This window comes from Verrucomicrobium spinosum DSM 4136 = JCM 18804, from assembly GCF_000172155.1.
GTDB lineage: Bacteria > Verrucomicrobiota > Verrucomicrobiia > Verrucomicrobiales > Verrucomicrobiaceae > Verrucomicrobium > Verrucomicrobium spinosum.
Map to the genome: position 1 here is coordinate 5,089,766 of NZ_ABIZ01000001.1, position 11,300 is coordinate 5,101,065.

9 protein-coding genes are annotated in these 11,300 nt (G+C 61.5%); 2 read left to right on the plus strand and 7 right to left on the minus strand.

What is annotated here, in order from left to right:
- Position 1: 1 nt before the first annotated feature.
- The 3 genes from VSP_RS20710 to VSP_RS20720 form a co-directional block, all read right to left on the minus strand.
- Positions 2–973: an HvfC/BufC N-terminal domain-containing protein gene (locus VSP_RS20710; RefSeq protein WP_009963087.1), complete on the minus strand. Its 972-nt coding sequence runs from the start codon at positions 971–973 to the stop codon at positions 2–4.
- Complete coding sequence (bufB, locus tag VSP_RS20715; RefSeq protein WP_009963088.1) at positions 954–1,802, minus strand: MNIO family bufferin maturase; 849 nt, start codon at positions 1,800–1,802, stop codon at positions 954–956. Before bufB ends, VSP_RS20710 begins: the two co-directional genes overlap by 20 nt.
- A 305-nt stretch (positions 1,803–2,107) precedes the next feature.
- Entirely contained in the window at positions 2,108–2,362 is a 255-nt protein-coding gene (locus VSP_RS20720) for a hypothetical protein (RefSeq protein WP_198141204.1), read from the minus strand.
- 154 nt (positions 2,363–2,516) lie between these two features.
- Here VSP_RS20720 and VSP_RS20725 point away from each other — a divergent pair, with 154 nt between their 5' ends.
- Positions 2,517–6,206 (plus strand): hydantoinase B/oxoprolinase family protein, encoded by a 3,690-nt coding sequence (locus VSP_RS20725; protein WP_009963090.1) that lies wholly within the window; start codon positions 2,517–2,519, stop codon positions 6,204–6,206.
- A gap of 266 nt (positions 6,207–6,472) precedes the next feature.
- Here the strand turns inward: VSP_RS20725 and VSP_RS20730 are convergent, their stop codons facing one another.
- Together VSP_RS20730 and VSP_RS20735 are read right to left on the minus strand one after the other, a co-directional pair.
- Complete coding sequence (locus VSP_RS20730) at positions 6,473–6,922, minus strand: universal stress protein (RefSeq protein ID WP_009963091.1); 450 nt, start codon at positions 6,920–6,922, stop codon at positions 6,473–6,475.
- Between the two features lie 83 nt (positions 6,923–7,005).
- Positions 7,006–8,028, minus strand: coding sequence for a hypothetical protein (locus tag VSP_RS20735; RefSeq protein WP_009963092.1), 1,023 nt, complete (start codon positions 8,026–8,028; stop codon positions 7,006–7,008).
- Positions 8,029–8,407: 379 nt separating this feature from the next.
- Between VSP_RS20735 and VSP_RS20740 the strand changes: the two genes are divergently transcribed.
- The gene (locus tag VSP_RS20740; protein ID WP_009963093.1) at positions 8,408–9,445 is read left to right on the plus strand and encodes a metal-dependent hydrolase; all 1,038 of its coding nucleotides are present in this window, start codon (positions 8,408–8,410) and stop codon (positions 9,443–9,445) included.
- A gap of 76 nt (positions 9,446–9,521) precedes the next feature.
- Here the strand turns inward: VSP_RS20740 and VSP_RS20745 are convergent, their stop codons facing one another.
- Together VSP_RS20745 and VSP_RS20750 are read right to left on the minus strand one after the other, a co-directional pair.
- Complete coding sequence (locus tag VSP_RS20745; RefSeq protein ID WP_009963094.1) at positions 9,522–10,175, minus strand: hypothetical protein; 654 nt, start codon at positions 10,173–10,175, stop codon at positions 9,522–9,524.
- Positions 10,176–10,252: 77 nt separating this feature from the next.
- Complete coding sequence (locus tag VSP_RS20750; protein WP_029190619.1) at positions 10,253–10,987, minus strand: hypothetical protein; 735 nt, start codon at positions 10,985–10,987, stop codon at positions 10,253–10,255.
- Positions 10,988–11,300 lie beyond the last annotated feature (313 nt).

Consider the following 11,300-nt stretch of genomic DNA (forward strand, 5'->3'; position numbering starts at 1 on the left):
TCTACGAAGACGGAACATCAGTCCCTGGATGGTGACACAGCCAGCCCAAGGCGGCCCAGGTCTCGAACATCCCCCGGATCCGTCCGCCCCAATCCAGATGCGGGTCCGCATCCGCCAGAGCCAGTTCGAGCGCCTCGGACAGCGTCCGCCCATCGCGGAGCGCTGCAAGCAGCCGGAAGGCTTCCAGATCCAGGCGCTTGAAATAGATCGTGTTCTCGTACCGGTGAACTGCCAGCCACACATGCTCTCTTCGCAAAGCGGGCCGCCGACCAGTGACGACGGGCCTCCCAGCACGATCCGCGACGGCATGACTCGCCGCTCCGCGCAATCCCGCATCCTGCATGCGAACCAGGTCCATGTACCGGTCCACCGCATGCCCCAACTCCAGCAGCACAAGGTGTGGCTGGAGCCTGAAGCGGAGTGTCGCAGCATCCGCACCGAGGAGGTCATCCCCTCGAACGGGAGGAAGTTCGCCCTCATCAAATGCCAAGGTCTGAGCCCACTCAGTGCGGGCCAGATCCAAAGCCCTGGCCTGCACGCCCCGCCCTTTCAGCGGGTGAGCTTCAAGGTACTCCGCAAACCGGCGGCCAAGATTCCTTAGCGTCCAGGAGCCACTGGGGCAGGCAGCCAGATACTCACGACACAGCCTGTGAAAACGCCTCTCGCCCAGGAGAACCCGCAACCCGGGATAGTCATCGTACAAACAGTCCAAAAGACGGTACCAATACTGGCGGTTGTACACCTCCAGCCTCTCGAAGGCGCTCATTCGATCGTTGGGAATGATGAACTGGTCCACCACTTCGCATGCGGGCCTCCCATCCGTCCAGCGTGGCTGCATGCCGTCATGGCGCGTGAGCGGGCGAAACAGGGCCTCACTCATCACCAACTGCAACTGCCTCCAGGACGCCACGGAGTCGATCCGGGCCGGGCACAGGGCGGACGGGGGGCTCGGATCAAACGGTGGTCTCGGCATGATCGTGGAGGAATTGATTGGCCTTGAGCGCCTCTTGGTGAACCTCTTCAAAACTCGGGATGCGGTCATCCCACTCTAGAAGCGTCGCAGTGTTGCCACAGCTCTGGATGGCCGCCGCATAGAGTGCCCACACCGGGTCAGGCACCGGCTGGTCATGGGTATCCAGGATGAGGTTCTCGTACTTTGAGTGCCCGGCAATGTGGATCTGGCCCACGCGATGCAACGGCACCCCCCGCAGATAATCCATGGGATCGAACCCGTGGTTCTGGGACGACACATAGATGTTGTTTACGTCCAGCAACATGCCGCAGTCGGCACCCTCCACCACCTCCGTCAGGAACTCCCATTCCGTCATCTCATTCTGGCGGAATTCAGCGTAGCTGCTCACATTCTCCACACAGATGGGCACCTCCAGGAAATCGCTGGCCTGCCGTATCTTCTCTGCGGTATGGCGGGCGACCGCCAGCGTGTAAGGCATGGGCAGGAGGTCATGGGAACAGCGCCCGTTCACACTTCCCCAGCAAAGGTGGTCAGAAAGCCAGGGGGTGTTCGTGCGTTTCACCAGACGCTTGAGCCGGGTGAGGTGATCACGATCCAACGGGTCCGCGTTCCCCAGGTACATGGAAACACCGTGCTGCACGACCCGGTACTGCTCCAATAACTGGTCCAGCACCTCCAGAGGTCGCCCCCCGTCCACCATGAAGTTTTCGGATATGATCTCAAACCAGTCCACCACTGGCTTCTGCTCCAGAATGTGCCGGTAGTGCGGGACTCGCAGACCAATGCCGATACCGTAGTCGGTGTGTCCGTTAAAAGGGTTCGCAGGCATGGAAGGTGGCAGTTTTCAATTTCGAGTCTTCAATTTTCAGTACCCGGCGAGAATCGCGCCTGGGCCGCCGGACAGCAGGCCTTCAGTTCCTGGTCTTTCCGTTTCAAGATTCAGAGGCGATTCCGACTGCCCCGCTAAAAACTTGAAACTGAAACCGAGTCCTTCCTCCAGCGTCCGGCAGCCTACGTCTAAAGGCTGCCGGACATCAGGTCCCAGGAGTTCCGGATTCCCTCATTCAAGCTTCAGTTTTCAGCATTCATGCGGCTTCCCGGCTGAACACTTGAACTGGAAACCCGAATCCTCCCCTACTTTTTCGGCATGGTGTTGCACCCACCTTTGCCCTTGCAGCTGTTCTTGCCCTTGCAGCCGTTGTCTCCAGACTTGCAACCACCCTGGCCCTTGCACTCATTGTGCCCCTTGCATGCATGCTGGCCCTTGTCGGCCATCTTGAGGATGGCGGTGCCGGCGTCGGCAGATTTGGCGCTCACAGATTGGGAGGCATAGGCCCCGGAGAGAATGCCTGCAATGGCGGCACCGGCGATCATATGTTTCGTGCTCATGCGATGTTTGATTTTTGAGTTGGTTTCGTTGGCGGGTTTGAGGATCTGCTTTGGCTCATTGACCAGCACCGCATCCGCGGGTAGTCGGAGATGTGAGGGCTCAGCCCCTCCCGGTATTCCCGCGAAATACAAAACTTTTTGCCCACCCTCTACCGTGCCCCTGCCCCTCATCTGGAAGATAGCCGCCGACACCGGCGGGACATTCACGGACTGCCATGCTCTCACACCCGCCGGTGAGGAGCGTCGGGTGAAAGTCCTGTCCTCCGGCATCCTGCGCGCCAGGGTGCAGGGGTGGGATGAGCAGGGCGCGGTGCTGGCGCAGACATGGCAGATGCAGAACGGTTTCTTCAACGGGTGGACTCTGCGCTCTGCCTCCGGCGCAGGAGATGGCAGCAACATCCGGCACTCCCGTGTCAACAAGGGACGACTGCACCTTGAGTTCTATGAAACACCACATCCGGTCCTGCCGGGGACTCTGGTGGAACTCACCTCTGGCGAGGCCGCTCCGGTAGTGGGGGCGAGGCTCCTGACCGGAACGCCCCTGGGACAGGCGTTCCCACCGCTGCAATTCAGGCTGGCCACAACACGTGCCACCAATGCCCTCCTGGAGCGCAAGGGAACGCCGGTGGCATTTTTTGTGACTCAGGGGTTCGCGGATCTCCTGCGTATCGGCGACCAGCGCCGGCCCCATCTCTTTGCCCTGCATCATGCCCCGAGGGAGGTGCACTATGCGGCGGTGTGTGAAGTAAGCGAGCGCCTGGCGGCCGATGGCTCCGTGATCGCAGGTCTCGACGAAGCAGCACTAAGAGCGCATGCCCTGGGACTGGTGGAATCAGGATTGGTCACGGCCGCTGTCAGCCTGCTGCACAGTGACATCCAGCCTGCCCATGAACTGGCGGTGGAAAAGATCCTGCGGGAGTGCGGTTTCCAACATGTCTCCCTGAGCAGCCGCCTCGCCCCCTTCATCCGCATCCTGCCGCGGGCCCAGAGCGCGGTGGCCAATGCCTACCTGACCGGACCCGTCGAGCAGTTCATTCGCGATGTGGCAACACCCATCGCAGAGGGACACGACACCGTACCTCTGTCCCTCATGACGAGTGCGGCAGCCCTGGAGCCCTCCGCCACCATTCAGCCAAAGGACCTGTTGCTGAGCGGCCCCGCCGCTGGCGCACTTGGGGCATTGCATGCTGCCCAGAGGTTGGGCTACTCCCGCATCATCACCTTCGACATGGGTGGCACCAGCACCGATGTGGCGCGACTGGACGGTGCGGTGGCTTACCGCTTTAGCCAGACTGTGGGCGGCATCACCTTGCTGAGCCCCAGCGTTGCCATAGAGACCGTCGCCGCTGGCGGCGGATCCATCTGCCATCTCACTCCGCAAGGACTGGCGGTGGGCCCACAAAGTGCGGGATCTGATCCCGGCCCCGCCTGCTATGGCAAAGGAGGCCCCCTGGCCATCACGGATGTGAATCTGCTGCTGGGGCGATTTGATCCCGCCCGCGCGCCCATTCCCCTCAGTCTGGAGGCTGCGGAGGCCCGGCTCCAGGAGCTGCTGGCCGCCACCAACGCCCAGGGGCACGCCCCGGTCAACCGGGAGGAATTGCTGCTCCAGTTGCTGGCGCTCGCCACTGAGCGCATGGCGGATGCGATCCGGAAGATTTCTGTGCTGGAAGGGTATGATCCGGCGGAATATGCGCTGCTCGCCTTTGGTGGTGCCGGCCCCCAACACGCCTGCGACGTCGCAGCGCGCCTGGGCATGACCACCGTGCTGGCACCGCACCACGCCGGAATTCTGAGCGCCGTGGGTCTGCAGGAAGCCCTGCCAGAAAAGTTCGCGGAAAAACAAGTGCTTCAACCACTGGAAGACATGGCCGGTTCCCTGCCCGATCTGCTGGCCGGGCTTGCCTCAGGAGCCCGGTCCGCACTGCCGGATGGCGGCCAGGGTGCCACGATGCGCCAACTGGCAGAACTGCGCGTGAGAGGCCAGGACACCCCGCTGCAGATTGAGTTTGTGGACTCCTCAAACCTCGCACGAGACTTCGCCGCCAAGTACACCCATCTCTTTGGTTACGCCCCTCCTTCCACCAAGCCGGTGGAGCTGGTCAGCCTGCGCGTGATTGCCACGAGCGCCGCCCCCTCTCCCGCCAGGCTGTCAGACCGTGCCGCCCTGCCTGCACCCGTGACGGGTCCGACGCTGGTGCAGGACGCCTTCAGCACCCTGCTGGTGGCCCCCGGTTGGACAGCTCAGGATCATCCCGCGCTGGGCTGGGTGCTCACGCGGGAGGTGGCCTCGAAAGAAAGCATCTCAGCATCTGTTCCCTCGGACCTATTCAGACATCGCTTCACCAGCATCGTGGAGGATATGGGAGCCCTGCTGCGACGCACTGCCCTGTCCACGAACATCCGGGAGCGGCTCGACTATTCCTGTGCCCTGCTTTCACCTGAGGGTCGTCTCGTGGTCAGCGCTCCCCATATCCCCGTCCATCTGGGAGCCCTGGGCGTCTGCGTGCGGGAGGTGCTGAAGGTCTGCCCGGTGCAACCTGGGGACACCATCATCACGAATCACCCCGCATTCGGTGGCTCGCACCTGCCAGACGTGACCCTCATCACCCCGGTGTTCGACACCTCCTCGAACCTCCTCGGCTTTGTGGCCAACCGCGCCCACCATGCGGAAATTGGCGGGCTGTCCCCGGGCTCCATGCCTGCCAATGCCCGCACGCTTCCCGAGGAAGGGGTGGTCATCTTCCCCCAGCACCTCCGGCGGGACGGAGAGGTTCTGTGGGAGGAGATCCGCAGTCTGCTCATGACCGCGCCCCATCCGACTCGCTCCGTGGAAGACAACCTTGCCGACTTGCAGGCCCAACTGGCTGCCAATCTGCTTGGGGCAGAGCGTCTGCTGGGCCTGATTCCTGACGGCGCAGCCCCTAGCGTCCTGCCGCAGCAGATGCAGTTCATCCTGGACCAGTCGAGCCGTATCATGCGGGCCTTCCTGGACCGCATCCCCGCGGGTGAGGCAGAGGAACCGCTCGATGACGGACGCCTCATCCGCGTCAGACTAGCTCAGGTGGATGGCAGGCTCCGGCTGGACTTCAGCGGCTCAGGGTCACAGCATCCAGGCAATCTGAATGCCACACCCGCCATTGTCAGCAGCGCCGTGCTTTATGTCCTGAGACTCGTGCTGCAGGAGGATCTGCCGCTCAATGAAGGCCTGCTGGAAGATGTGGAAATGATCCTGCCGGAGGGAAGTTTCCTCAATCCCAACTTCAGTGATGGCCCACCGCCAGCCGTGGTGGGAGGCAACACGGAGGTCAGCCAGCGTGTGGTGGACACGCTCCTGAAGGCTCTAGGCGTGCAAGCCTGCAGCCAGGGCACCATGAACAACTTCCTCTTTGGAAACACCCGCTTCGGCTACTATGAAACCCTCTGCGGCGGCACCGGAGCTTCAGAGGGCCACGCAGGTGGCAGCGCCCTGCACAGTCACATGACCAACACCGCCATCACCGATGTGGAGGTGATTGAGCGCCGCTACCCCGTACGGCTTCATCAGTTTGCCATCCGGATCGGCTCTGGCGGCCACGGCATTCACTCCGGTGGAGACGGCGTCGTGCGGGAGTTTGAGTTCCTCGAACCCCTCACCGTATCTGTGCTCACCCAGCACCGGGTGACGGCACCCTATGGACAGCGAGGAGGCGAATCGGGATCCTGCGGTCGTCAAACTCTGGTGCCCGCTGATGGCAGAGCACCCGAGGTTCTCCCCTCCAGCGCCACCTTCACCGTCCAACCGGGCGATCGCACCATCATGGAAACTCCCGGCGGCGGTGGGTGGGGTGAAAATCAGGCATAGCAACATCGACTCCCTCAACGAGTGGGTGCTGCCCTTTCCCATACAGGCCGGTCAGATTCACGAGAGGGAAGTCAGGGCCACCTAGCGTTCGGCCCCGCTGACTGACGAGAAACAGAAGCGCCTCCTTGGACCCACTGAGAAAGCCACAGTCTGAACTGGCGAGACGACATCCGACTGGCAATAGGTCCGGATCATCAATCGAACGGGATCAAAAATGGAACCCATGCGCTGACGGTCAGCGGGGCGCACAAAAACCCATGAATGCCCTAGGCATCTCTGGCCGTGGAGGGGACGATGAGCACGGGACAGGGCGCATGCTTCAGCACCTCTGTGGTGGCAGTGCCCACCAGAAAGTTATACAGCGCCCCATGCCCGTGGGTGCCCATCAGGATGAGATCAGCGTCATGCTGCACGGCCTCCGCCACAATGGACTCCACCGTGGCTCCACGCAGTTGCTTGGTGGTCGTCTGCACACCGAACTTGGTGAGCGACTCGCCCAGCGAATCAAGCTTCTCCCGGTCCGTCGCTATTTCCTCGTCCGTCGGTTCCCGCAAGAGGGTCGGGGAGGCCACCCCGATTCCCACCACCGTTGATTCTTTGGGGACGACATGCACCACGATGACGTGGCTGCCAAAGGCATGCGCCAGTTTGTGTGCCTGCTTGAGGATCTTGAATGTCAGATCCGAGAAGTCCACGAGTGCAACAATGGTTTTCATAAAGTCTCTGACCAGCCGCAGGGCCGGGTGTTTGTTTCATCCCTTTGTATTTTCAAGCCGCTGGCGTGAGCGCACTCCGAATGTTATTTCTCTGCCACCGTCGTAGGGGCAGCAATCGGTGGCACCGTGGCAGTCCCCGGCACGGAACTGACGCGCCACGCCGGCTTGCCAGGGATGCGTTCGGCTTCAATTTCACACAACTTCAATCGCCGCTCGAAGGCCTCCTGCGAGGGATTAAACTGGAAAGCTTCCAGCAGGCACACGGTGGCCATAAGGCCCTCATCGTTGTCGGCGATCTCCGCGATCCACGGGTGGAAGGTCGTGAACCTAGTGGACAAGATCAGGCTCGTGTCCTGCTCTTTTTGCCCCAACACCTTGCGAAACCACCCGGAGAAATGCACATCTGATTTACACGAAGCCCAGCTCACGATGTAGGGTTTGGCCTTGGACTTGGCAAGAGCGGAGGATAGCGAGGCCAGACCGGGGCGTGTGTTCCGGTACGGGGTGTAGTCCACCCGGTGAAGGTACTTCCCCCCATCCGGCTTGATCTCGGGCGGAAAGGTATCCGGGCCTCCGCCTTCGCGGGAGTGGCCCACGTAGAGCATGACCTCTGCCTCTGAGGCCGCCTTTTGCATGAACTTCAGCGCTTCCTCGCTGCACTTCACCTGCTCCAGATACTCGGCCCCTATGTTACGGGCAAAGCTGGTGGTCCGGGCGCTCCAGATCACAGCGATGTTGAGCCGGCGTCCATTGGTGCCGACACCCTCAAACAAACGCAGGTTTCGCGCTTCAATCGTCACCCCCAGTTGCTCACGCTTCTCCTCAGTTGGCTCCACCGGCTTGTAGCCAGCCTTCTTCAGATAGTCCATGAAATGCTCCGCACGAAAGGGGTCATTCACATGGCGGATGTCTGCCGAATTATCGTAGCCAAAGACCACCCGTATGTCCGCCTCATTGTCGTTGGCAAACACACGCTGGAGGTTGCGCTCAAACGGCGTGAGCGGTGCAACGGGCGGCGAGGGTGGCACCAGAGAGACGGCAGGAGGAGATACAGAAGCCTCCGGAGGCAGGAGGGAGAGAGGCGGAGAGGTTGCGGAAGATGCCATCGCCCCCGCAGATGCTGGGAGCTCAGATGCCGATAGGCCCGGGTGGAGTGCCAACAACCCCACCCCCACAGCCATGGTAGCACCACTCCAACGGCGGAGGGCTTGGCTGCCTGATCGGAGATGCATGATGAGGGGGGACATGCAATGCCCGGGATGTCCTGGGGCGAATGACTGAATTCTACCACATGGAGCGGGGTGATCAAGATCCGACCGTTTCATCTTCAGGGACATGCGGGGTTGCCTGAAGATCGTGTGACACCCAGGCGCTGGTGGCACTCCAGCGCAAAATCTCGGACTTCACCAATCGCAAAGGCGTAATCTCCTCCCAGACATTTCGTGTCCCTGGTTTTTTGCCTGCGTAAATCCCCCAGCCTGCTTCATGGATCCCCTGACCCACTCTTTTCTTGGCATCTCCACCGCCCTGTTGGTGGCACGTCACGGCACCCCGCGGGGCCAAGCGGCCTTGGCCGGCCTGGCAGCGGGGCTCCTGCCGGATACGGATGTCTTTCTGCGCAATGCCGCCGACCCGCTCTTTTTCATCGAGTACCACCGGCACTTCACGCACAGTCTGGCATTTTCACCCGTGATCGCCGCGCTGGCGGCAGGCATCGCCTGGTTGATCTATCGAGTGATCGCCCGTCGCCGTATCTCCCTGATCCCGCTCCTGTTCCCTGCATGGTTGGCAGGACTAAGCCATATTTTTTGTGATCTCTGGACCAGCTATGGCACCCGGGTGTGGTGGCCCTTTTCAGATGCCCGTGTCTCGCTCGACTGGGTGGCGGTGGTGGATCCCCTGCTGACACTCCCGCTGCTGGTGCTGACAGCTCTAGCACTCACAGGGAAAAGAAACGCCCGGAAGTACGCCGCCCTGGCCCTGGCCTGCGTAGGTTGCTACTTGGGGCTGGCGATCATGCAGCATCACCGCGCAACGACGGCGGTGCATCAATGGCTGGCCCAGTCCGACTCTCCCTCCCCAGCCCCTGTGCAGATCACGGTCAAGCCCTCGATCGCAAACATCATCGTCTGGAGGGCGTTGATCCGGGATCCCGAGGGTGTGCGGGTCATGGCCGTTCGTTGTGGCCTTGGCGCATCGGAGATCCTGAACTCTTCGCCCCCCCACTACGCGGCCTTTGCCACCCCGGCCGAAGCTGCGGACGCCTTCGGTTTGTCGGCAGACTCAGCCCAGGCTTCGGACATCCAGCGGTTCTTCCATTTCTCCGATGACTGGGTAGGCGTGCATCCCCAGCACCCGCAAGTACTGGGTGACCTCCGCTACGCTTCACTGCCAGACGACATCCGCCCACTCTGGGGCATCCGCCTGCAACCCGCGCATCCCGAAGCCCGGGTGGAGTGGCAACAGTTCACGGAAATGGAACCCGGAGCCGTGAAGCGACTGTGGGGGATGATTTGGAAGTAGGGTTAAGAGTTAGATGTTAGACGTTATGCGACAGGAGAAGATCCCGTAACCCATAACCCATAACTCTTACCCCCCTTCACGGAATCCTGAACACCTTCCCATTCGTGGGATCCTTGGCCAGAGAGCCGGGATTGAGACCCGAGACGTCCAGCTCGGTGTAGGGTGGATAGGGACTCTTTACGCGGCCGGCAGTTTTGGCGCGGGTGGCCGTTTTGATGTCCTTGGGGTCCGTCTTGGGCGTACCCGTGTCCGGCTTAGGACCTGAGGGCACGACGTCATCCCTCAGCCTGGGCTGAGGCTGAGGTTGGGGCTCTGTCGGAGTCCGTTCCTGGGTTTCATCAGCAGCACTCTGGCGATCTTCTTCCCGCGCGCTGTGCTCATCATCCAACTCTTCATCACGCTCGTCACGGAGATACTCGTTCCTCCCGCCGTGATGAGGTCCACGTGGACCGTAGTTGTAGTAGTTGTCTCTCCTGCGATTGCTCCGGGGGGAATGCTCATAACGGTCGCCATACTGGTAGCCTTCGTCATAGTAGCGGCCAGGGCCTTGCCGCTGCCGCTGATTGTAGCGACTGGGCGGAGGCCCCCCTTCCGGCCCCGGTTCCACCATGTAGGATGGCGGTTCATCATATCCGTAGTCGTAGGGGTCATAGACGCAGCCTGCCGCTGTCACGAGAAGCAGGACAGACAGGCTGGAAAGTTTTAGACGTCGCAGAGGGGGAAAATCCATGGTTGAGTGATTGGACGCAGCAGATCGAAAATAACTCAATCTACCAGAGGATCGCGTTCTCCCACCTCTGTGAGTTTCTAAGGAATCCGGAAAACCTTGCCCGTAGCAGGATCTCTTGCCAGAGAGCCAGGGAGGACTCCCCCAGAATCCAGTTCCAAATACGGTGGATACGGGCTGCGTACTCTGCCGAAGGTGCTGCTCCGGGTCCCCGTCTTGATATCCGCGGGGTCCATGGGCATAGGCTGCACGGGTACGGGCGCAATGGCGGATGCCGGCCTCTGGGCACCCACCGGAGCCCCATCGCGGGGCAAGGGCAGGGTTTCGTACCCCGTTTCCATCTGTCGAATCGGGTAGCCTGTTTTCTTGTCGAAATGCACGGGGTCCATCGGAGCCACATCCTGCCTCAGCAAGGTCGTCGAACTCTCGGTGATGGGCGCACGGCGCGAGCCTTGATCATACTTGGGGCGCTGTGGAATGCCCGGTGCGTCTCCGTTGTTGAGATTCCCAAAGAAACCCGAACCGCCGGAGTCCTGAGTGGCACCCGTCTGCGCCACGTAGGCTCCGCCTCCGGCTGCTCCGGGAGGCAAGGCAGGCTGACCGGGCAGCGGCACCCCATCGGGCCCTAGGGCAACCTGGCCAGGCACGACACCTGCCTGTGCTTGAGCCTGCTGTGCTTTCCGCGCTCCAGAGTTGGCCTTCATGCGAGCCGCCCATTGCGGCCCCTGACCACTGGGACTCTGCAGGCCGATGCAACTTGCCAACGCCAGGCCACAAACGATTGAAGTGAGGAATGAAGAGGCATTGGATTTCATGGCAGATGGGCAGTGCATCCTGAAGACATGGGCAAAACTCCAGCCCCCGACGCCCCCTTTCATACCGCTGGAAGAAATTCCCGGCAATGAGAGAATTGGGTGAGCGAGAAGAGGCGGCAACGAGGTATCAGTCGTGGATGCGTTCATCAGAACGCGTTCAGGCAGCTTGCCACCCATGTGACCCGCTGCCCACCCCACAGGGCCACGCCACCCTTCCGCACTTTCACAAGTGCAGCTACGAGCTTCCGTTGCGCGGCCAGTGAGAGTCAGTCGTGGATGCGTTCGTCAGAACGCGTTCAGGCAGCTTGCCACC

Bases quoted from the DNA above. Each gene is read 5' to 3' on its own strand.
- VSP_RS20735 (WP_009963092.1), bottom strand. From the start codon at position 8,028: ATGGCATCTTCCGCAACCTCTCCGCCTCTCTCCCTCCTGCCTCCGGAG.
- VSP_RS20740 (WP_009963093.1), top strand. From the start codon at position 8,408: ATGGATCCCCTGACCCACTCTTTTCTTGGCATCTCCACCGCCCTGTTG.
- VSP_RS20710 (WP_009963087.1), bottom strand. From the start codon at position 973: ATGCCGAGACCACCGTTTGATCCGAGCCCCCCGTCCGCCCTGTGCCCG.
- VSP_RS20730 (WP_009963091.1), bottom strand. From the start codon at position 6,922: ATGAAAACCATTGTTGCACTCGTGGACTTCTCGGATCTGACATTCAAG.
- bufB (WP_009963088.1), bottom strand. From the start codon at position 1,802: ATGCCTGCGAACCCTTTTAACGGACACACCGACTACGGTATCGGCATT.
- VSP_RS20745 (WP_009963094.1), bottom strand. From the start codon at position 10,175: ATGGATTTTCCCCCTCTGCGACGTCTAAAACTTTCCAGCCTGTCTGTC.
- VSP_RS20720 (WP_198141204.1), bottom strand. From the start codon at position 2,362: ATGAGCACGAAACATATGATCGCCGGTGCCGCCATTGCAGGCATTCTC.
- VSP_RS20750 (WP_029190619.1), bottom strand. From the start codon at position 10,987: ATGAAATCCAATGCCTCTTCATTCCTCACTTCAATCGTTTGTGGCCTG.